The organism is Streptococcus mitis (genome assembly GCF_003942865.1).
Taxonomy (GTDB): Bacteria; Bacillota; Bacilli; order Lactobacillales; family Streptococcaceae; genus Streptococcus; species Streptococcus mitis_BI.
Genome location: NZ_RJNZ01000005.1, coordinates 84,174 through 106,125 on the forward strand (window position 1 = coordinate 84,174; position 21,952 = coordinate 106,125).

General features: G+C 41.6%; 19 protein-coding genes and 1 pseudogene. 5 read left to right on the forward strand and 15 right to left on the reverse strand.

Going from position 1 to position 21,952, the window contains the following annotated elements; genetic code table 11:
* Positions 1-74: 74 nt before the first annotated feature.
* Positions 75-851, forward strand: a complete 777-nt coding sequence (locus D8845_RS05325) for a polyphosphate polymerase domain-containing protein (RefSeq protein WP_125452733.1) — start codon at positions 75-77, stop codon at positions 849-851.
* A complete protein-coding gene (locus D8845_RS05330) occupies positions 844-1,527 on the forward strand; it encodes a DUF4956 domain-containing protein (RefSeq protein ID WP_125452734.1) in 684 nt (227 codons plus the stop codon). The genes D8845_RS05325 and D8845_RS05330 overlap by 8 nt, the downstream gene beginning before the upstream one ends.
* 151 nt (positions 1,528-1,678) lie before the next feature.
* Here D8845_RS05330 and D8845_RS05335 read toward each other — a convergent pair whose 3' ends face one another.
* From D8845_RS05335 to D8845_RS05375, 9 genes are all read right to left on the reverse strand, one after another.
* Complete coding sequence (locus D8845_RS05335; protein WP_125452735.1) at positions 1,679-2,236, reverse strand: sugar O-acetyltransferase; 558 nt, start codon at positions 2,234-2,236, stop codon at positions 1,679-1,681.
* A gap of 95 nt (positions 2,237-2,331) precedes the next feature.
* A complete protein-coding gene (locus D8845_RS05340) occupies positions 2,332-3,189 on the reverse strand; it encodes a VOC family protein (RefSeq protein ID WP_125452736.1) in 858 nt (285 codons plus the stop codon).
* A 201-nt stretch (positions 3,190-3,390) separates the two neighbouring features.
* A complete protein-coding gene (locus D8845_RS05345) occupies positions 3,391-4,428 on the reverse strand; it encodes an aldose epimerase family protein (protein WP_125452737.1) in 1,038 nt (345 codons plus the stop codon).
* 116 nt (positions 4,429-4,544) lie between these two features.
* A complete protein-coding gene (locus tag D8845_RS05350; protein ID WP_125452738.1) occupies positions 4,545-5,711 on the reverse strand; it encodes an SIS domain-containing protein in 1,167 nt (388 codons plus the stop codon).
* Positions 5,712-5,916: 205 nt separating this feature from the next.
* Positions 5,917-6,321, reverse strand: coding sequence for a PTS sugar transporter subunit IIA (locus D8845_RS05355; RefSeq protein ID WP_125452739.1), 405 nt, complete (start codon positions 6,319-6,321; stop codon positions 5,917-5,919).
* Positions 6,322-6,324: 3 nt separating this feature from the next.
* The gene (locus tag D8845_RS05360) at positions 6,325-7,146 is read right to left on the reverse strand and encodes a PTS system mannose/fructose/sorbose family transporter subunit IID (RefSeq protein WP_049491987.1); all 822 of its coding nucleotides are present in this window, start codon (positions 7,144-7,146) and stop codon (positions 6,325-6,327) included.
* Positions 7,133-8,038, reverse strand: a complete 906-nt coding sequence (locus D8845_RS05365; protein ID WP_049491985.1) for a PTS mannose/fructose/sorbose/N-acetylgalactosamine transporter subunit IIC — start codon at positions 8,036-8,038, stop codon at positions 7,133-7,135. The genes D8845_RS05360 and D8845_RS05365 overlap by 14 nt, the downstream gene beginning before the upstream one ends.
* A gap of 26 nt (positions 8,039-8,064) precedes the next feature.
* Positions 8,065-8,541, reverse strand: a complete 477-nt coding sequence (locus D8845_RS05370) for a PTS sugar transporter subunit IIB (RefSeq protein WP_000156971.1) — start codon at positions 8,539-8,541, stop codon at positions 8,065-8,067.
* Positions 8,538-10,325: a glycoside hydrolase family 35 protein gene (locus D8845_RS05375; protein ID WP_125452740.1), complete on the reverse strand. Its 1,788-nt coding sequence runs from the start codon at positions 10,323-10,325 to the stop codon at positions 8,538-8,540. Before D8845_RS05375 ends, D8845_RS05370 begins: the two co-directional genes overlap by 4 nt.
* A gap of 322 nt (positions 10,326-10,647) precedes the next feature.
* Here D8845_RS05375 and D8845_RS05380 point away from each other — a divergent pair, with 322 nt between their 5' ends.
* A complete protein-coding gene (locus tag D8845_RS05380; protein ID WP_125452741.1) occupies positions 10,648-11,364 on the forward strand; it encodes a GntR family transcriptional regulator in 717 nt (238 codons plus the stop codon).
* Between the two features lie 297 nt (positions 11,365-11,661).
* Positions 11,662-16,062 carry a G5 domain-containing protein gene (locus tag D8845_RS05385; protein ID WP_125452742.1) on the forward strand — a complete coding sequence of 1,467 codons (4,401 nt, stop codon included), beginning with the start codon at positions 11,662-11,664 and terminating at the stop codon, positions 16,060-16,062.
* Positions 16,063-16,116: 54 nt separating this feature from the next.
* Here the strand turns inward: D8845_RS05385 and purB are convergent, their stop codons facing one another.
* From purB to purD, 6 genes are all read right to left on the reverse strand, one after another.
* Positions 16,117-17,415 carry an adenylosuccinate lyase gene (gene purB, locus D8845_RS05390; protein WP_125452743.1) on the reverse strand — a complete coding sequence of 433 codons (1,299 nt, stop codon included), beginning with the start codon at positions 17,413-17,415 and terminating at the stop codon, positions 16,117-16,119.
* 19 nt (positions 17,416-17,434) lie between these two features.
* Positions 17,435-18,286: a hypothetical protein gene (locus D8845_RS05395; RefSeq protein ID WP_125452744.1), complete on the reverse strand. Its 852-nt coding sequence runs from the start codon at positions 18,284-18,286 to the stop codon at positions 17,435-17,437.
* Positions 18,286-18,525 carry a phosphoribosylaminoimidazole carboxylase gene (locus D8845_RS05400; RefSeq protein ID WP_125452745.1) on the reverse strand — a complete coding sequence of 80 codons (240 nt, stop codon included), beginning with the start codon at positions 18,523-18,525 and terminating at the stop codon, positions 18,286-18,288. Before D8845_RS05400 ends, D8845_RS05395 begins: the two co-directional genes overlap by 1 nt.
* A 9-nt stretch (positions 18,526-18,534) precedes the next feature.
* On the reverse strand, positions 18,535-19,626 hold the full coding sequence (gene purK / locus D8845_RS05405) for a 5-(carboxyamino)imidazole ribonucleotide synthase (RefSeq protein WP_260467940.1): 1,092 nt from the start codon (positions 19,624-19,626) through the stop codon (positions 18,535-18,537).
* Entirely contained in the window at positions 19,613-20,104 is a 492-nt protein-coding gene (gene purE, locus D8845_RS05410; RefSeq protein ID WP_125452747.1) for a 5-(carboxyamino)imidazole ribonucleotide mutase, read from the reverse strand. Before purE ends, purK begins: the two co-directional genes overlap by 14 nt.
* 201 nt (positions 20,105-20,305) lie before the next feature.
* Positions 20,306-21,571, reverse strand: coding sequence for a phosphoribosylamine--glycine ligase (purD, locus tag D8845_RS05415; RefSeq protein WP_125452748.1), 1,266 nt, complete (start codon positions 21,569-21,571; stop codon positions 20,306-20,308).
* 236 nt (positions 21,572-21,807) lie between these two features.
* Between purD and D8845_RS05420 the strand changes: the two are divergent.
* Positions 21,808-21,952, forward strand: a pseudogene (locus D8845_RS05420) (ISL3 family transposase); the annotation flags it as partial.

The following is a 21,952-nucleotide window of genomic DNA, read 5'->3' on the forward strand; positions in this document are numbered from 1 at the left end:
TTCAACTTGCCCAGACACACCTATCTGCTAATAAGATAGTGTACTGAAATAGTTTGATAAAGGAGACAGGATTTATGAAACCAATTGAAACAAGCTTTAAACGAATTGAAACCAAATATGTCGTTGCCAAAGCTGACTTGGCTAATTTAATAGAGGACTTAAAAATATACCTCGTCGAGGATGATTATCCAACTTCGACCATTTCCAACATCTACTTTGATACAGAGCAATTTGATATGATTCAGGAAGATGGCCAAGGTACTAAGCGCAAAGAAAAGATTCGGATGCGAACCTATCTCAGTCAAGTCCAGCCTGATAGTCAGGTATTTTTAGAAATCAAATCTAAGGATAGAGCTGGTGTCGGACGAAAACATCGTCTCTTATCGACTCCCCAGTCTATCACCCAGTTTATGACCAAGGGACAGCTGGATAACAGTATCAAGGACCGAATGATGATTGAAAAAATTCAACAACTCCAAGAGGAATATCAGCAAGCAATTATCCCTCGTATGTATATTTACTACGACCGTTTTTCTCTCAAGGAAAAGAAAGAAATTAGCGGATTTCCCTACAATAAAATTCGTATCACCATTGACCAAAATCTAACCTATCGTGATGATAACGTCAGTTTATTCTCAGGAAAGGACGGTTTCCCTCTACTAAACGAGGACATTGTCATCATGGAAATTAAAGCACCTGGTAGAAAACCCCAATGGCTACAAGATATTCTCGACCAATATGGACTGGTAGAGCAGAAATTTTCAAAATACAGCTGCGCCTACCACAAGTCTCAAGGGCTAGACTATAGCCCACGACCAAGCACAGAAAGTGTAGGTACTACTTATGTCTAATCTTTTCAACTCTATCTTCAACGACACAACTGCTACTGCCAATCCTATCCAGCTCTTTCTGGCTCTCTTGGTCAGCCTGATTTTAGGTTTGGCGCTGACCTGGGCTTACAAACACCGTACCCTCTATACACGGGAATTTGCTGTTAGTTTGACCCTACTCCCCTGCTTGATGACCTTGGTCATCTTTCTAGTAAATGGCAGCTTAGGAACCTCTATCGCTGTTGCAGGAACCTTTAGCCTCATTCGTTTCCGTTCAGCTACCAGTGGCTCACGGGAGCTAATTGCTATCTTCCTTGCCATGATTATCGGGCTGGCAGCAGGGACAGGCTACCTAGCTCTAGCTATTCTCTTCACCGTCTTTATCTTAGCAGTATGGCTTCTTTTAGAAAAGCAACAAAGCAAGAGCAATCACCAACGTCGCAGACTATTGACCATCACAATTGCTAACCAAGAAAAGCAACTCCAAACTATCCAATCTGGGCTATCACAATTCTGTACTGAGTTAGACCTTATCTCGATTGATACCAGCAATGATGGAGAACAAGTCACCACTGTCTATGAAGTGGATTTCAAGGATCAAACCAACGACTTTCAAATCATCAATTACCTCACTAGAGAACAGGATACTTACCAGGTTTCCCTGACCAAAAATGCTAAGAAGAGAAAAAATTTGTAAAACTTCTAGCATGAAACCTCTCAAAAAGCTAGGTAAACACTCAATTGAAAAAAAGTTAATCTAATTTATGATAAAAGGCATCATATCAACGTTTTTTAAACACCTGATATGATGCGCTTTTCTTATCTTAAAAACTTTTTTACCAATCTCTTTATTTAACAGGTATCTCCTTAATCACACGCGCAGGATTACCAGCTAGGACAACGTTGTCGCCGAAGGACTTGGTGATTACAGCCCCTGCTCCAGCAACAACATTATTCCCCAGTGTTACTCCAGGAAGGACAATGACACCACCTCCAGCCCAGAAATTGTCTCCGATGGTAATGGGCTTGCCGTATTCCACACCTGAATTACGATCCTGCGGGTCCAGTGGATGGAGGGGAGTCAAGAACTGACAGTTGGGACCAATCATAGCATTGTCCCCGATGCGAATCGGACAAACATCCAGCATGGTCAAGTTCCAATTAGAATAAAAATTTTCCCCTAGATGGATATTGACCCCATAATCGACCACCAGGCGTGGATTAACATAAAGATTTTGTCCGGTTGACCCAAACCAAGCCTTGATGATTTCGACTCCCTTCAAGGGATCTTCTTCCTTGTTAAAGGCAGACTGTTTTTGGCGAGAAGCCTGAGCCAAGGACCGCAATTCTGGGTCCGATGGACGGTAAACCTCTCCCGCTATCATTTTCTGGTATTCACTGGTCATTGTTTTCTTCTCCTTGTTCCCTACTATCATATCAAATTTTCTACGTATCTGACTAGAATAAGGAGCACTTTCTACAATTGATCCTCTGATTGTCATCATATCCTGTCTAAACGAATACGGGTCACGATTCCGTCTGGGTCTGTGATTTCCAACTGGCTCAATGTCAGCCATTTGATTGGTGCATCAACTTCTTGTGCTCGCTGGGCAATCGTTAACAGTTCTTCTTTATGTGCGACTTCGATGACATAGTAGGCCAAACCTGGCAAGCCTTGCTTACGCGGAGCTAGGCCTTTTACTCCCCATTCGTTGACTGCTAAATGATGATGGTAATCCCCAGCCGCAATCCAACTAGCGCTAGGTACACTGAATTTATCCTCTAGTCCTAACACCTTTTGATAAAACTGGCTGGACTTTCGACTATCCTTGACTGAAAGATGAATATGCCCCATTCTCGTACCTTCTGCTAGAATAAAGGGCTCTACTCTTTCCCCCAACTCATAGATATCCTGTGCCGCAAGGGCCTCCGTCACTCCGATAATGCGTCCATCTTCTCGAATATCCCATGTGGAAACCGGCTTATCTCGATAGAGTTCAATGCCATTTCCCTCCAAATCTTCCAAGTAAATAGCTTCACTGTAACCATGGTCTGCACCGCCTACAAGATGAATCTGTAAATCTGTCAGGTGTTTCAAGACATCAGCCAAAGCCTTTCGTGTCGGCAAGAGAACAGCCAAATGGTAAAGACCATAATGTCCCCTCACTTCTCCGCTCTCTTGTGCTTGAATCAGCTGTACCAAAGCTTTTCCACCAAGGCCTAGAATGGTCTCTGCCTCAGTTTGAGATAAGATTTCTAAACCAATAATTTGCTGATAAAAGGCTGTTTGACTTGCCAAATCCTTTACATTCAAAACTGCCTCTGCCAAATAAATGTGACTCTTGTATTCATAGGTCATAAATGGTTCTCTTTTCTAGTTGTAATTATAACTGTTACAACTATTATATAATTTCCATCAAGAAAGTCAAGTCAGACAACTCAAAAATAAGGCCATTTCAGGATAAGATAAAGTAAATCTTTCCATAATAAAACGCATATTATCAAACTTTTCAGCACCTGACAATATGCGTTATTTTAAAGACTTTTTGACCAGCTTTTTTTACTTAACAACAAGCTCATAACGTGTCTTACTAGTGAAGGTTTGACCGGCTTTGAGAATGACTTGGTCTTTAAGGTCACTGTGAATGGCATCTGGTAAAGCTTGCGCTTCAAGAGCAATCCCATTGTGCTGTAGCATTGGCTGACCTCCTATGATGACACTCTCATCCACAAAGTTTGCTGTGTAGACTACAAAACAAGGAGCTTCTGTCTTGAAAAGCAGGAAGCGACCTGAGTTTTGGTCATAAAGGAATCCAGCATTGTCATGGACTGCAGGAAGGGAAAATGGATGATCTAAGCCAGATACCAGCTGGATTTGCTCATCTTCTTCTGCAAAGATATCCTTCAACAAGGCACCATTGTAGATGTGTTTAACCACATCACGATTGGCATCTGGAGTTTTAGCAGGAACACCGTCGGGAGCGATTGGATAAATGCCCTCTGTGTTTAGTTGGAAGACATGGCGGTCAATCGTCTGCGTGAAATCACCAGACAAGTTGAAATAGCTGTGATTTGTTGGATTGACCAGCGTATCCTGATCTGTCGTTACCTTGTAGCTGATTTCGTAGGCACCAGTTTCTTCCAAGTGATAACTAATCCAAATCTTGAGGTTACCAGGAAAACCTCCTGTCCCATCTGTACGCTCTGTGTAGAGGGTCAAGCCATGATCGCTCACTTCAACTAGTTCAAACAAGCTGGAATCCCAACCAGTTGAACCACTATGGTTACAGTTACTAGCATTGTTGACTTCAAGGTCATAGGTCTTACCATTGAGCTCAAAGGTCGCACCTGCAATACGACCCGCTACAGGACCTACGCTCGCTCCATGCTTAGGACTATTGCCTACATAGCTATCAAAGTCATCAAATCCCAAAATAACATTAGCAAAATTTCCAGCCTTGTCAGGTGTGACATAACGCAGGATGGTCGCACCATAAGTCATAACCTCAAGCTGGTAGCCACCGTCCGTCTCAAAGAGATAGGCCAAGACATCCTTGCCATCAACATTTCCAAATACACGCTCTGTGTATGTTTTCATTCTGTTCTCCTTTTACTATTTCTCTCAAGCAAATAAACCATAGAAAGCGCCTTGACAATCTATGGTTTGCTTGTATGATTTACAAACTCCTTTATCAAGAATCTATAAACGCAGTATTACTTTTGATATTCGTGGATGATAACACCTTGTACCACACGGTTTACTGTACCTGTAGGAGACGGTGTATCAGGTTTATTTTCTACCTTGAGTGAAGTCAATAGGGCAAAGAGTTGGGCATAAACGATGTAAGGGAAGACACGGTAAATATCATTCAAGACACCGCCACAACCAAGTGCCACTTCTTTGACATTTTCAAGACCAAAGGCTTGATCACTCAAAAGCACAACACGGCGAGCAATCTGGTCACCAGCAACTTCACGAACCAAGTCCAAGTCGTACTTACGAGTGTAGTCTGTCGTTGTACCAAAGACCAAAACAACTGTATCTTCGTTGATAAGAGATTTTGGACCGTGACGGAATCCGACTGGGCTTTCATACATGGTCGCCACTTGGCCAGCTGTCAATTCCAAAATCTTGAGCTGAGCTTCATGAGCAAGTCCAAAGAAAGGACCAGCGCCTAGATAGATGACACGGTTAAAGTCTAGGTCAACAAGTTCTTTGACATCTTCTGCATTTTCTAGAATTTTACGGGCAAGACTAGATACAACTTCAAAACGTTCAGCTTTAACAGCAAATTCTGTAGGATCAAAGACCAAGAGAGCTGTTAACATCATAGACGTAAAGCTAGAAGTCATGGCAAAGCCAGCATCATTAGAGGCAGCTGGCTGCAAAAGTAAGAGATTGCGGTCATCTCCATGAGCTTGAAGAGCCAACTTACCGTCCGCTGCACAAGTAATCGTCACTTGATAAAGCTCATCCACCAAGGCCTTGGCCAAATCAACAGTCGCCACACTTTCAGGCGAGTTCCCACTACGAGCAAAGGATACAAGGACAGTCGCCACATCTTTTTTCAAATAAGTTTCTGGATTGGCAACGATATCTGTTGTCGCAATAGCATTGAAATTCCATTTGCGTTCGTCATAGACTTCCTTAAAGTAAGGTACCAAGGTATCTCCCACATAAGCAGAAGTCCCAGCACCTGTCAAGATAACCTTGATATAGTCGTGTTTATCAGCAATCCCTTGTAGGAAGGCTGCAATTTCTTCACGTTTTGCTTGATAAGATTCAAAAGCTTCTTTCCATACATCTGGTTGTTGGTAGATTTCACGTGTAGTGATTTCTGCACCCAATTCAATCAAGTCTTCTTTTGTATAATGTAACATTGAATTCCTCTTTTTCTATTAAATATGGGAATGGGAGTAAGCCCCATTCCCATGTATATTCTATATAAAATGCTCTAACGATTTTCACGTTGTCACATCTTATACTCAATGAAAATCAAAGAGCAAACTAGGAAACTAGCCGCAGGCTGTACTTGAGTACGGCAAGGCGACGTTGACGTAGTTTGAATTTGATTTTCGAAGAGTATTATTCATCTTCGTCATCATCGAAGCCCGCTAACAGGTCATTAACTTTCACAATGCTTTCTGCAGCACGGCTCTTATAGTCCGCATCTGCACCTGTAAGGCTCGCATTGATAAATTCAATCACCATTGGAAGATTCATCCCTGCGTAAAGGTCAATATCACGACCTGCCATGATCAAACGGCTTACCACGTTACATGGTGTTCCACCGAGAAGATCCGCAAAGACTAGGAAATCATCCAATCCTTCAATAGCAGCTTCAAATTTTGCAGTAAAATCTTCTGGGCCATCTTCTGGAAGAAGAGCTACTGTATAAATATTGTCTTGTGGACCCATGATCATTTCAGTGCTACCTTTAAGTTCTTCACAGAAGCGACCATGACTCACCAAAATTAATGATTTCGTCATAAATTATACGCCCATTCCAAGCAAGAATTTACCGATGAATGAAAGACCTACTGCAAGAGCAATGATGATACCAATTGCTTTTGTAGAGTTCATACCTTTCTTACCAAGCAACCAGAAGATAAAGGCAGTAAAGATTGCTGGAAGTAAGCGTGGGAAGATTGAGTTCAAGATGTCTTGGAAGTCAATCATTTTTTCACCAATTGGCAATTTATAAGAAACTTCAAAGTTGATCATTGTTGCTACAAGAGCACCCATCATGAAGACACCAAGTACAGATGCAGCGTCAATCAAAGCTGTCAAAGTACTTTGCATGTTGTTGATAAGGTTAACCCCTTCTTTGTAGGCAAATTCTAACTGTTTCCAACGGAAAATGTCATACACTACTGCAACTGCAATCCAGAGGAAGATACCCCATGGTTGGCCAGCGATAGCCATAGTTGCTGCGATAGATCCCATGATAGCAGGTACAAGTGAACCAAAGATAGTATCTCCAAGAGGAGCGAATGGTCCCATCAAACCTGTCTTGATACCGTTAACGGCATCTTTTGAACCTACACCATCTTTTTCTTCCATGGCAAGGTCAAAACCAGCGATGATTGTGTGGAAGAATGGTGAAGTATTGAAGAATTGAGTATGAACTTTCATCATTTCTTTCAATTCAGGAGTTCCATCCCCATACATTTTACGCAATTGAGGCAAGATCATGTAAAGGTAACCAGAAGCTTGCATACGTTCGTAGTTCCAACCTAATTGGAAAGTAAACAAGCTACGTTTGTTGATTTGATTAAAATCTTCTTTTGTAAGTTTGTAATTAGAATTCGTCATCTTCGATTTCCCCACTTTCTGATGGTGTAGAAGGTGCTGCTACAGCTACTTTTTGGCTATTTTTGAAGTGAAGCACTGCAAGGAAGATACCCACGATAGAGATACCAATCATAGACAAACCTTTAAAGTTGTTGACAAAAGCAATTTTTTCAGCCACATCTTTAGGTAGAGTACCCACGATACCAGCAACAGCGCCACCAAGACCTGTTACGTATGAGTAAAGAACAGTCAACATAGCTGTTAAACCGAATCCCATAGCAAGGTAGTGAAGGTTACGTTTAACTGGAAGGTAACGAAGCAAGATTGCAAATCCAAGACCTGGAAGCATACGTCCTGCAAGTGTCAAACCATCTGCAACCCATTGGTATTGTTTAACCAAGTCTACTACTGTTTGTACAAATGCACCACCAAAGGCAAGGGCAAAGAAGACTGGAAGGGCACGAGAAAGAGCCCAAGGAAGAGCACCAAGAAGGTAGTTGCGTTCGATTGCTTTATAGTCAAAGCGTTCGATTGCAGCATCAATACGGTGTGCGAAGAAAGTAGTTGTCATACGTCCAAGAACGTCGAAGTATGTCAAAAGTGCTGCTACTGGTACAGCGATTGTTGTAATCGCAAGGTCCGTAGCAATTCCTTGTGAAACTGAGAATGCTGTTGCAAGAACCGCACCAGAAGTTGCGTCGATACGAGAAGCACCACCGAAGGTACCAACCCCAAGAACGAACAACTGCAAGCTACCACCGATAAACAAACCAGTTGTCACATCTCCCATGATTAAACCAGTAATGAAACCAGCAAATACAGGGGAACCTGCAGATGAAACGATCGTCAACTCATCACAGATTTGATAAGCTGAGTACAAAGTGAGAAGTAAAATTTGCCACCATTGTATCATAACAATGACCTCCTAAAAATTTTTTCCTATTTTAATAAGCTCAAAAAGTCTGAAACTGGATCATTTGGAACCATTTGAGCAGTAAGTTTAACACCTTTTTCCGCCAGTTTGTGGAAGTCTTCCACATCCTTGTCCACTACGTTGATAGAACGTGTGATGGCGCGAGTTTCTGGTGTTTGAGACATATTCCCAACATTAAGGGTTTCAAGTGGTACACCTGCTTCTACCAAACCAAGGAAACGGTCTGGTTTACGAGCAACGATAAAGAGACGTTGGCTATCGTATTTACCAGCAAGAATATTGGCTGCCGCTTTCTCAATTGGCAAAATACTCAATTTCACACCTGGTGGTGTCGCTAGTTTCAAACCACTCTTTTCAACGTCGTTGTTGACAACTTCGTCATCCACAACCATAATACGTGAAACATTTAGTTTTCCAGCCCAAAGATTGGCTACTTGTCCGTGGATCAAACGTCCATCGATACGGCATCCTACAATTGTCATAAATTTTCCCCCTTTATATGTTTTAGTGTAGGTTTACGAGTTAAATGAATCTCTTCTTTATATTCACCCTCTGTTTCAAAGATAATGATACGATTAGCACCTTCCTTGAGATAACAATGAGGGATATAAAGCGAGAGTGTTGGGCCGACGTTCCAAAAACGTCCTAAGTGACGCCCATTGACAAAGGCAACTCCCTTACCAAACTCAGATAAGTCTAGGTAAGTATCTTTTGGATCTTGGACTGTAAAGTCATAAGCGTAAAAGGCTGGTTGTCCTTCTGTCCATCCTTTTGAAAAATCAATTTTCTCAGGATTATCCAGTGGTAGTGGATATTGTTTCCAATTAAGTAAGAAGTGTAAATCCTTGCAGACACCTGTTCGGATTCCTTTACGTTGTGTATCAGCTAAGAACTTATGTCCATAGTTAACACGGCCCATATTTTCAATCAAGATGTCAAGTTGTGAAGAACCTTTTCGATTACCTTGACAGTAGATATCTTCCCCAATCTCCGTCTGGTATTGAGTGGCAATCCGTTGACCATCTACAAAGAGTTGAGCACGGTCACGTCCATCGATGATGCGAAGGCGTTCTTCTTCTGCATCCCAACTTGCCTCAGTACGATAGAGAAGATAGCCATAACATTGACCTAATTCCTCCATCGCTTTTGGATAGAGACTTTCTGTTGGACTAGAAAGACTATCTAAGGTTTCAAATAAGGAAACTTTTTCAGCAAGTGGAATAGCGTCCACCTTCATGCTTTCCTTATAGAGTGGTTCCAACTGCGGATACTCTGGGAAATGTGTTGCCATCATCTTCTTGACTGCCAAATATTTGGCAGTTGGATTTCCTTCTTCATCCAGAAGGGCATCGTAATCATAAGATGTAACTTGTGGCAAATCCAGAGTTCCTCGAGCCGAGCAACCATTCATGAATCCAAAGTTTGTACCACCGTGGAACATGTAAAGGTTGATAGAGCCTTGCTCCAATACCTCTCGAACAGCTTCTGCCAATTCTTTCGGATCCCGTGTGATAATCGGTTCTTTCCAACGATTGAACCAGCCATCCCAGAACTCCATACACATGAGTGGCCATTTCTTACCATGCTCATCAAAGAATTCCTGCATCTGTGAAAAGTTATAAGGTGCCTTAGAACCAAAGTTCCCTGTTACAAAGAGGTCATCTTCTATTAAGGTTCCAGCTTTCAAAGTAGCTCTCCATGGGCCATCTGAAGTAAAGAGTGGGCAATCAATCCCTCGTTCTTCCATCAATTTTCGAATCGCTCTCAGGTAAGCCTTATCTTCTCCATAAGAACCGTATTCGTTCTCGACTTGCATCATGAGAATATTTCCACCATTGTCCAACAAACGAGGCACCAGTCTTGGTAATAATTGATCATAGTAGCGACCAACTGCCTCGATATATGCTGGGTCGGATGAGCGAATTCGCATGTTCTTGGTCAAGAGCCAAGCTGGTAAGCCACCGAATTCCCATTCTGCACAGATAAAGGGAGACGGACGCACAATTGCGTAGAGACCCAAATCCTGCGCTATTTGGAGAAATTTCTCTAAATCCAGATCACCTTCAAAATTAAACTCCCCTTCAACAGGTTCGTGTAAATTCCATGCAACATAAGTCTCGACTGTATTAAAGCCAAGCGCTTTTAAGTTGTAGAGCGAATGATACCAATCCTCTGCTGGAATTCTAAAATAATGAATGGCACCTGACAAAATCTTGAACGGTTTCCCATCTAAATAGAAATCGTCCTCAATTTTAAACCTTGTCATTTTTTTACCTCTGACTAACTAAGTTTGCGCTTTCATTTGTTATAATATTAAATATAATCAAATCTTTTGCATTTGTCAATAGGTTTTGGAAAATTCTTTAAAATTTTTCCATTTTTTTACTTACCTTTTACCAAAATTATCAAAAATTCGCATGAAAGAGGCTATTTTAAAAGTTCAGAGAATTATCCAATTATAAAATGGATTTTTTTACATGTATAATAATGTTTCTAACCTATTATTTTAATTTTTTTACCTAAATACTACTATTTTATTTACATTTATGGTAGAATCAAGGATGGAAAAATAGAATTGAGGTGAAATTATGGCTATTCCAAAATACCAATATATTAAAGATGAATTAAAAAATAAAATTATCTCTGGTCAATTTGCAAGTGGTGATAAATTTTACACAGAAGCAGAATTAATCGCAATGTACGACGTAAGTTCTATCACAGTTGTTCGTGCTTTAAACGATCTTGCTAAAGATGGTTACATCGTTCGCCAACAAGGAAAGGGCACATTCGTTTCACGCGCACGTAAACACAAACTCGTAGAATTTTCAGACGTCGAAGTTTTCGAAACGAAAGATGATAAGGTAACCGTCCTTTCTATCGAGCGTGGAAATAAACTTGAATATTTGGATAAACTTGGACTACGTGGTGATCAGTTCTACTACAAAATTGAACGTGTACGCGAAACAAATGGTGTTGTTTACATTTATCACACATCTTATGTTCCAGAACAATATATCAATGCCAATTATCCAAATCTTGAATATTATAGCTCTATCTATAAACGTTTCAAATTGGATTACCACATTCACATGAGTGATGAGCATTTTGAGGAAATCAATGCAATTGCATTCCCAACACCAGAACATGCTGCTTCTGTCCTAGGAATTGATACACAATTCCCAACAGTACTTCAAACAAAAACTACCAAGCTTGAAGCAACTGGACAAGTTCTTGCCTATAGCGAAACGTATAAGCGAGCAGATTACTACAAAATCAAATTCATTTCATGTAACCGTGGTCACTAAGAAAAAGCTTGAGCCTTGCTCAGGCTTTTTCTATATATATTATAGCACGAAAAAGCGACTATGAAAACGCTATTAAATATATTTATTTGTAGCACTTTTACTAAAAACAAGTTAAAAAGCACTGATTTTTCCTTAATTTTACCTTCTTATATAAGTTGTTATTTCCAAAATATTATGATTTACTCCTTTTGTTATATTTATTATATAAATTTACTTGACTTTTTACTATATAGATAATAAAATTAAGTTGGTTTTATGTAAACGTTATCAAAATAGTTGTATCAAGGAGGTTTTATCATGAAACTAGACAAGAAACAGCGTTTCTCGATTCGCAAGTATGCAGTCGGAACAGCTTCTGTACTGATAGGATTTACCTTCAGTGCGCAAGTCGTATCTGCAGATGGACTCACACCAGCACCAAAAGCTACTGAAACTTTGCAAGCTGTGCCGGATAGCCCACAAGCATCAGAAGCACCAATTCAAGATAAAGAAGAAAAACTTGTAAAACAAGCTGATAAAACTATAAAAGAGGAAGTTAAAACTGAAAAAGATACTGTTAACACAGTTGTTCCAAAAACAGACAATGCGGTAACACCAGTAGTAACAGAACATACCAGCCCAGCCCCTACTACGGAAGCAGAAAACACAACTCAAGTGGAAAAAAGCGCAGAGAGTGCCCATACTGAGAAGAAAAACGAGCCCGCTATTCCTGCTGTACTCGCTCCGACTACTGAACGTGCCACTCAAGTAAATGAAAAACTAGCGAAAAAGAAAATTGTTTCTATTGATGCTGGACGTAAATATTTCTCACCAGAGCAACTAAAGGAAATCATCGACAAAGCGAAACATTATGGCTACACTGATTTACACCTATTAGTTGGAAATGATGGGCTCCGCTTCATGTTGGACGATATGAGCATCACAGCTAACGGCAAGACTTATTCGAGTGACGATGTCAAACGTGCCATTGAAAAAGGTACAAATGATTATTACAACGATCCAAACGGCAATCACTTAACAGAAAGTCAAATGACAGATCTGATTAACTATGCCAAAGATAAAGGTATCGGTCTCATCCCAACAGTAAATAGTCCTGGTCACATGGATGCGATTCTCAATGCCATGAAAGAATTGGGAATCCAAAACCCTAACTTTAACTATTTTGGGAAGGAATCAGCTCGTACTGTAGATCTTGACAACGAACAGGCAGTCGCTTTTACAAAAGCCCTTATCGATAAATATGCTGCTTATTTCGCGAAAAAGACTGAAATCTTCAACATCGGACTTGATGAATATGCCAATGATGCAACAAACGCTAAAGGTTGGAGCGTTCTTCAAGCTGATAAATACTATCCAAACGAAGGCTATCCTGTAAAAGGATATGAAAAATTTATTGCCTACGCAAATGACCTAGCTCGTATTGTAAAATCACACGGTCTCAAACCAATGGCTTTCAATGATGGTATCTACTATAATAGTGATACTAGCTTCGGAACTTTTGACAAAGATATCATCGTTTCAATGTGGACTGGTGGCTGGGGAGGTTACGACGTCGCTTCTTCTAAACTTCTAGTAGAAAAAGGTCACCAAATCCTAAATACTAACGATGCTTGGTACTATGTTCTTGGACGAAATGCAGATGGCCAAGGTTGGTACAACCTTGATCAAGGATTAAACGGTATCAAGAACACTCCAATCACTTCGATTCCAAAATCCGACGGAGCAACTATTCCATTCATAGGTGGTATGGTAGCTGCTTGGGCTGACACCCCATCTGCACGTTATTCACCGTCACGCCTCTTCAAACTCATGCGTCAATTCGCAAATTCTAATGCTGAATACTTCGCAGCTGATTATGAGTCTGCAGAACAAGCACTTAACGAGGTACCAAAAGACCTTAACCGTTATACTACAGAAAGTGTCGCAGCAGTTAACGAAGCGGCAAAAGCCATCCGTTCACTTGATAGCAACCTCAGCCGTGCTCAACAAGACACGATTGACCAAGCAATTGCAAAACTTCAAGAAGCAGTCAGCAATTTGACCTTCACACCAGAAGCTCAAAAAGAAGAAGATGCTAAACGTGAGGTTGAAAAACTTGCTAAAAACAAGGTGATTTCAATCGATGCTGGACGCAAATACTTTACTCTTGACCAACTCAAACGCATCGTAGATAAGGCCAGTGAGCTCGGATATTCTGACGTCCATCTCCTTCTAGGAAATGACGGACTTCGATTCTTACTCGATGATATGACCATCACTGCTAACGGAAAAACCTATTCAAGTGATGATGTCAAAAATGCCATCATCCAAGGAACAAAAGCTTACTACGACGATCCAAATGGGACTGCGCTTACACAGGCAGAAGTGACAGAACTAATTGAATACGCTAAATCTAAGGGTATCGGTCTCATCCCAGCTATCAACAGCCCAGGTCACATGGATGCTATGCTGGTTGCCATGGAAAAATTGGGTATTAAAAATCCTCAAGCCCACTTTGACAAAGTCTCCAAAACAACTATGGACTTGAGAAACGAAGAAGCGATGAACTTTGTAAAAGCCCTCATCGGTAAATACATGGACTTCTTTGCAGGTAAAACAAAGATTTTCAACTTTGGTACTGACGAATACGCTAACGATGCGACTAGTGCCCAAGGCTGGTACTACCTCAAATGGTATCAACTCTATGGCAAGTTTGCCGAATATGCCAACACCCTCGCAGCTATGGCCAAAGAAAGAGGGCTTCAACCAATGGCCTTCAACGATGGCTTCTACTATGAGGACAAGGACGATGTTCAGTTTGACAAAGATGTCTTGATTTCTTACTGGTCTAAAGGCTGGTGGGGCTACAACCTCGCATCACCTCAATACCTAGCAAGCAAGGGTTATAAGTTCTTGAATACCAACGGTGACTGGTACTACATTCTCGGTCAAAAACCAGAAGATGGTGGCGGTTTCCTCAAAAAAGCTATTGAGAATACTGGAAAAACACCATTCAATCAACTAGCTTCTACCAAATATCCTGAAGTAGACCTTCCAACAGTCGGAAGTATGCTTGCTATCTGGGCAGATAGACCAAGCGCTGAGTACAAGGAGGAAGAAATCTTTGAACTTATGACTGCCTTTGCAGACCACAACAAAGACTACTTCCGTGCTAATTATAATGCTCTCCGCGAAGAAATCGCACAAATTCCTGAAAACTTAGAAGGATACAGCAAGGAAAGCTTGGATGCCCTAAGTGCAGCTAAAATAGCTCTAAATTACAACCTCAATCGTAATAAACAAGCTGAGCTTGACACACTTGTAGCCAAACTAAAAGCCGCTCGCTTAGGTCTCAAACCAGCTGCAACTCATTCAGGAAGCCTGGATGAAAATGAAGTGGCTGCCAATGTTGAAACCAGATCAGAACTCATCACAAGAACTGAAGAAATCCCATTTGAAGTTATCAAGAAAGAAAATCCTAACCTCCCAGCTGGTCAGGAAAATATTATCACAGCAGGAGTCAAAGGTGAACGAACTCATTACATCTCTGTCCTTACTGAAAATGGAAAAACAACCGAAACAATCCTTGATAGCCAGGTAACCAAAGAAGCTGTGAACCACGTGGTTGAGGTCGGTACTCCTGTAACTCACAAGGGTGATGAAAGTGGTCTTGCACCAACTACTGAGGTAAAACCTAGACTAGATGTTCAAGAGGAAGAAATTCCACTTACCACAGTGACTCGTGAAAATCCACTCTTGCTCAAAGGAAAAACTCAAGTCCTTACTAAGGGCGTCAATGGACATCGTAGCAACTTCTACTCTGTGAGCACTGTTGAGGGCAAGGAAGTGAAAACTCTTGTAAATAGTGTCGTAGCACAGGAAGCCGTTACTCAAATTGTGGAAGTCGGAACCCTTGTAACTCACAAGGGTGATGAAAGTGGTCTTGCTCCAGTTGCAGAAACAAAACCTAGACTAGATGTCCAAGAGGAAGAAATTCCATTTACCACAGTGACTCGTGAAAATCCACTCTTACTCAAAGGAAAAACACAAGTCCTTACTAAAGGTGTCAACGGGCGCCGTAGTAACTTCTACTCTGTGAGCACTTCTGCCGATGGTAAGGAAGTGAAAACTCTTGTAAATAGTGTCGTAGCACAGGAAGCCGTTACTCAAATTGTTGAGGTCGGAACTCTAGTAACGCATGTAGGCGATGAACATGATCTTGCTCCAGTCGCAGAAACAAAACCTAGACTGGATATCCATGAAGAAGAAATTCCATTTACCGCAGTAACTCGTGAAAATCCACTCTTGCTCAAAGGAAAAACGCAAGTCCTTACTAAAGGTGTCAACGGGCGCCGTAGCAACTTCTACTCTGTGAGCACTTCTGCCGATGGCAAGGAAGTGAAAACTCTTGTAAATAGTGTTGTAGCACAGGAAGCCGTTACTCAAATAGTCGAAGTCGGAATTCTGGTAACACATGTAGGCGATGAAAACGGACAAGCCGCTATTGCTGAAGAAAAACCAAAACTAGAAATCCCAAGCCAACCAACTCCACCAACTTCTCCTGCTGAGGAAAGCAAAGCTCTTCCTCAAGGTCCAGCTCCTGTGGCAACAGAGAAAAAACTTCCTGAAACAGGAAGTCACGATTCTGCAGGACTATTAGTAGCAGGACTCATGGCCACACTAGCAGCCTATGGACTCACTAAAAGAAAAGAAGACTAAGTCTTTTCGATAAACAATAAACAGCGAGATTAAAGCTCGCTGTTTATTGTTTAATTAATCACCCAGTCCTAGACGTTCAAAGATATCGTCCACTCGTTTAGTGTAATAAAGAGGGTTGAAGATCTCATCGATTTCCTCTTGAGTGAGGCGTGATGTTACTTCTGTATCTGCCTCAAGAAGCGGTTTAAAGTCCACTTGATTGTCCCAAGAGTAAGCTGTTTTTGGTTGTACCAAGTCATAAGCTTGCTCACGGGTCATGCCTTTTTCAATCAAGGTCAACATGGCACGTTGGCTGAAAATCAAACCAAATGTCGAGTTCATGTTGCGGATCATATTTTCTGGGAAGACCGTCAAGTTCTTGACGATATTTCCAAAACGGTTAAGCATGTAGTCAATCAAAATGGTTGTATCTGGTGTGATGATACGCTCAGCTGATGAGTGTGAAATGTCACGTTCGTGCCAGAGAGCGACGTTTTCATAGGCTGTAAACATGTGACCACGGATAACACGCGCAAGACCTGTCATGTTCTCAGAACCGATCGGGTTGCGTTTGTGAGGCATAGCTGATGAACCTTTTTGACCTTTGGCAAAGAACTCTTCTACTTCGCGTTGCTCAGATTTTTGCAGACCACGGATCTCAGTTGCCATGCGCTCGATGGAAGTCGCGATGCTGGCAAGAACTGCAAAATACTCAGCGTGGAGGTCACGAGGAAGGACTTGTGTAGAGATTTCTTGAGCACGGATACCCAACTTGTCGCAGACGTATTGCTCTACAAATGGTGGAATGTTGGCAAAGTTTCCAACCGCACCAGAAATCTTACCAGCTTCCACACCAGCAGCCGCATGCTCGAAACGCTCGATATTACGCTTCATTTCGCTGTACCAAGTCGCCAATTTAAGACCAAAAGTTGTCGGCTCAGCGTGCACACCGTGGGTACGACCCATCATGATAGTGAACTTATGCTCCTTGGCCTTGTCAGCGATGATGTTAGTGAAGTTTTCAAGGTCACGACGGATGATGTCGTTGGCCTGCTTGTAGAGGTAACCGTAGGCTGTATCCACCACGTCGGTAGAAGTCAACCCATAGTGTACCCACTTACGCTCTTCACCAAGCGTCTCAGAAACCGCACGTGTGAAGGCAACCACATCGTGACGAGTCTCCTGCTCAATCTCCAAAATACGGTCGATGTCAAAGTCCGCTTTCTCGCGAATCAAAGCCACATCTTCCTTAGGGATTTCCCCCAACTCAGCCCATGCCTCGTCAGCCAAGATTTCCACCTCAAGCCAAGCACGGTATTTATTTTCTTCACTCCAAATGTTCGCCATCTCTGGGCGAGAGTAACGGTTGATCATTGTTTTTACTCCTATAATTTTATCTGCCTGATAGTAATGATGAAATAACTCCACCTAAAGTTCCTGATATTATATCTTTAATAAACTGTTGATTGAAAAATGATGCATTTTCTTTAACAATTACAGTAAATTCAGACTCACTATTTTTATCAGCTGCAGCAAGTAAGTTCTTTAAAATTTTGACAGATTGCTCAGATAGAACAGAAGCATTGTTAACAATCTGTTGAAGTTGTTTAGAAAGTTCCGACCAGGGAAACTCAACATTCATATTAGATTTTTCTAAAATTGAATCTGTAACAATATTTGATTTAACATTGTTGTCCCCATTAAATGTGACATTATTACCCGAACCAAAATTATTTCCAACTACATTATCATTACCTGATACCGTTGTTTTATATGAGCCTGTTTCAAAAATATTTTGTTCCCCACCAATTTGTTGATGTTTTATATCAATAAAAGTGATCTGATTTTTATCACCAAAAGATTTTTTAATTACTTCATATACTTTGTCTCGAAATATTTCTTCCTTAAAAAACAAATAAGAATTTTTGCTAGACCCTAAATTGAACTCTATGTAATATTTTGTTTTAAGATATTTCTCATAACGGTTATATACAATATAAATGTACAAAGCCAAAAAAGTAATCGGAATGATATTTGGAATAAAATCTATCGGAAACATTATTAACATAATAGCTACAAAAACTATTTCTTTCAAAGAAATTCTAAACGCCAATGTTGCTTTTGTCATCATAGAAATATTGTCTATCTGAATAACATCGTTTTGAGTAGCTATTGCATGTTCCTTTATGCTAAGAGTATCCGTTTCAATAGTATTATTTTCATTATTAAATAAGTCTAAAATCATTATTCTTCTCTCTCCTCAAACTCTTCTTTTCCAATCCATACTGATGGATAGTGATCTAGTGTATTCAAATCCGTATCCAGCGGTAAACTATAGATAGCTAAATAGTTTTCAAGGTATTTTGCAGTTAGTTCTTTATATTTAGCTTGTACCTTATCTTGGTCAGCACTAGCATACAAGACTTCTACGACTGCTCCAGTTTTATCCTTTTCAACAAAAGCGTTAACGATAATTTGTATCATAGACTTGTCCTAAAAATCTATCCCTTTCCCAAACTCAACCACACTATCCGGCATATCACTAAACAAAGTCACATGTCCCATCTTACGGTTGTGCTTCGCTTCTATTTTACCATACATGTGGAGGTGGGCGCTTGGATTTTCTGTGACATATTTTTCAGCAGTCTCGACATGCTGGCCGAGGACATTGAGCATAACAGCAGGCGCATGTAGTTTAATGGCTGGCAATGGTGCTCCCAGAACACCTAAAATGTGAGTATCAAACTGCGAAAAGTCGCAGGATTCAATCGAGTAGTGCCCTGAGTTATGTGGTCGCGGAGCAATTTCATTGACAATGATGTCATCAGCAGTTGCAAACATTTCCACACAAAGGGTTCCAGACAGGTTCAACTGTTCAGCGATTCGCACTGCCATAGCTTTAGCCTTGTCAGCTAGACTTGTTGAAATGCGAGCTGGTACAATGGTTTTAGACAGGATATTGTTGCGGTGGATATTTTCCTGAACTGGGAAAACTGTCACTTCCTTACCATTTCCTGACACGATGACAGAAATTTCAAGGTCAAAGTTGACGAATTCCTCTAAAACGCAGGCTGCTGAGTCAGCTAGCGCATAGGCTTCTTCCAAGTCTGCTTCTGAGCGAATGACCTTTTGCCCATGCCCATCGTAGCCACCTGTTGCAGTCTTGAGGACATAGTTTTGGGACAGGTCAATCTCCGTCAAGTCTTGGCTAGAAGTCACAACCTTGTAGGGTGCCACCGTTACTTGAGCATTATTTGAGAGAAAGTCCTTTTCAAAGATGCGATTTTGAGAAATACGGAGTAGGTCTGTCCCTTGAGGAAGTTGTCCCTCCTTAATGACAGCATCCAAACCGTCAGCATCAACATTTTCAAACTCATAGGTGAGGACATCGCAACGCTTAGCCAACTGACGCAGAGCATCCACATCATTATAAGGAGCCACGATGATCTCCGCCACGCGAGAGGCTGGGCAATCTGCCGCAGGATCCAGCGCGATAACCTTGTGCCCCATATAAATGGCAGAAATAGCCATCATCTGACCCAGCTGACCGCCACCGATAATTCCGATTGTTTTAGATGAGCTCATTTGTAGACTCCTCTGCGATTTTTCCTTGCTCTTCTGCAAAATCAGCCAATGCTGTCGCGATAGCCTGATCCTCTACTGAAAGGAGACGGAGGGCAAAGAGGGCCGCATTGGTCGCACCTGCTTCACCAATCGCCATAGTTGCGACTGGTACTCCACCCGGCATCTGTACTATAGAATAGAGTGAATCCACGCCACTAAGCGCACGTGATTTGACTGGCACGCCGATGACTGGAAGAGTTGTTTTGGCAGCTACCATTCCTGGCAAGTGGGCTGCGCCTCCAGCACCTGCGATGATAACCTTGATGCCACGGCTGTGGGCTTCCTCCGCATGTCTGAACATGAGGTCTGGTGTACGGTGGGCAGAGACAACTTTCTTTTCGTAGGCTACACCGAAGCGGTCTAGGACTTCTGCTGTTTTTTGCATGGTTGCCCAGTCGGATTTTGAGCCCATGATGATGGAAATAATTGGTTTAGTCATAATTTTTCCTTTTTTCTTCTTTTTTGATAATGGTCTTAGGTGGTGGGGACGGAAGCAAACCTTCGGTTTCATTCCTAAACTTTGAGCCTAGGGTCTCAAAGTTTCCCTAGACCAGAACAGATACTGTTCTGGTCTTTTCACCACGGCGACCATTATCTTACTTTGGTTCGCTTTCGCTCGCCATGACAAATTTAGTAACTGTTAATCTTTTATAGCCTTGCTTCCGATATCTGTTCGGTAGAAGAGCCCTTCTGTGTTTTGTTTGTCGAGTTCTTGGTAGATGGTTTCTTGGGCTTCTTTGACAGTATCTGCTGTGGTGACGAGCATATAGACTCGTCCGCCGTTGGATAGCAGTGCTCTGCTATTTTCCGCAAACTTAGCCCCTGCATAGTAGGTGATGATGTCGCCATCGGTTTTGGCTGGAAGCTTGACGCCCTTCTCATAAGCCAGTGGGTAACCGTTTGATGCGACAACCACACCCAGAGTCACCCCCTTGTCCGTCCAGGTGATGTTTGGCTTCTTACCATCAAGGATGTCTGTGATATTTTGTGCAAAATCAGAGGTCAGACGAGGCAAGATGATTTGCGTTTCAGGATCTCCAAAACGAGTGTTGAACTCTATGACCTTAGGTCCATCTGCTGTTAAGATAAGCCCTGCGTAAAGGATACCCAGATAAGGGCGACTTTCTTTAATCATCCCTTCGAGGACTGGCTTGACAATGGTGTTAACCGCTGTATCAACTACACTCTGTGGTAAGTGTGGAACTGGCGCATAGGCACCCATCCCACCAGTATTAGGCCCCTTATCGCCATCATAGGCACGTTTGTGATCTTGCGCTGTTGGCATGATGTAGAACTTGTCACCATTGACAAAGGCAAAAAGTGAAAATTCCTCTCCTGCAAGAAACTCCTCGATAACCACACGCGCACCTGAGTCACCAAATTTATTGTCCAATAGCATCTCGTGAGCGGCTTCGACCGCTTGCTCAACCGTCTCAGCAACGACAACACCTTTCCCAAGCGCCAACCCATCCGCCTTGACTACGATTGGAGCACCTTTATCCTCGATATAGGCCTTGGCTTCCTCAAAGTCGGAAAATGTGCCATAGGTTGCTGTCGGAACATCATATTTGACCATGATTTCCTTAGCAAAATCCTTGGACCACTCCAGCTCCGCTGCAGCCCTAGTCGGACCAAAAGCCTTGAGCCCAGCTGCATTGAAATCATCCACAATTCCAGCTGCAAGGGCATCATCTGGACCAATAAAGGTCCAAGCGATATCATTGGATTTTGCAAACTCAATCAATTTAGAATGTTCGGAAATAAAGATATCCACCAATTCCAAACCATCCAGAGTCATCCCATCATTTCCAGGAGCTACAAAGACTTTTTCAACTTCTTTTGACTCAAGCAACTTCTTAGCAATCGCATGTTCACGACCACCTGAACCGACAACTAACAGCTTCATTTCTCAACCTCGCATTTAACAAAAAAATTGTTCGTTATTTTTTTACACTATAAATCTATTATATCATATTTGTTCGCGTATTTTGAGATAGGAGAGTGCTTTATTCAAAAAAGGCTCTATAATATTTGTAGGGGGTAAATCCCCTATGGATCTTATGGAGCCTATTTTTGTGTAGAAAAAAAGTCCCATAAGATCTATAATGAAAAGCGACAAAACAACTCATTAGAAAGATTCATATGGAACAATTACATTTTATCACAAAACTCCTTGATATTAAAGGCCCAAACATCAAGATTGTAGATATCATCAATATGGATACACACAAGGAAATCATCGCTAATCTCGATTATGAGGCTCCACATTGTCCTAATTGTGGAAGTC